Annotated in this window: 2 pseudogenes; both read right to left on the bottom strand. The window is 61.5% G+C overall.

What is annotated here, in order from left to right:
* Positions 1 to 126: 126 nt before the first annotated feature.
* Positions 127 to 303 (bottom strand): annotated as a pseudogene (locus EWE75_RS24840) (transposase); the annotation flags it as partial.
* Positions 304 to 309: 6 nt separating this feature from the next.
* Positions 310 to 488, bottom strand: a pseudogene (locus EWE75_RS26420) (helix-turn-helix domain-containing protein); the annotation flags it as partial.
* Between the last annotated feature and the right edge of the window lie 112 nt (positions 489 to 600).

Raw genomic sequence — 600 nt, 5'->3', positions numbered from 1 at the left:
CGCCGCCAGAACGGTTGATGACCTCTGGCGCATTATCGGCCAATCTATCGACGAATTCACCCCCGCAGAGTGCAAAAACTACTTCGCTCACTGCGGATATGATGCTTTTTGATCGAAAAATGCTCTAACCGAGCCCAGGCGGGTCTTGCCCCCGGTCGATCGCTGTCGAGGGACCAAGCCGAGCCAGGCGGCGAAGTTCCGCCCGCTGGCGAAGGTACGCAGATCCGGCGCGAACGCCATGATCGCGCCCGCCGTCACCGGGCCGACCCCGGGGACGATGCAAAGCCGACGCATCGCGTCGTCCACACCCTCATGCGTCCGGGCGACAACCCATGCGATAACCTCCGGGGTCAGAGCAGGGATGCCGACGGACGGGTCTTGTCGCGCAGCAGGCCCTCTACCCCTTCTTGCATGAACCGCTCCTGCCAGCGCCAAACGCATGTCTTGGACGTGCTCGTCCGGCGCATGATCTCGCTAGTGCACTGACCCAATCAGGTGATTCACAATCGGTTAGTTTCGTGCGAGTCTGGCGGGATGTCCCAGATCGTATGTGTGATCGTAAACTCTGAAGATGCTGCGCGGTTGGCGTCGGTGGTCGCC

It is taken from the genome of Sphingomonas populi (assembly GCF_004208535.1).
Taxonomy (GTDB): domain Bacteria; phylum Pseudomonadota; class Alphaproteobacteria; order Sphingomonadales; family Sphingomonadaceae; genus Sphingomonas; species Sphingomonas populi.
This window is presented reverse-complemented; position numbering and strand designations above follow the sequence as displayed.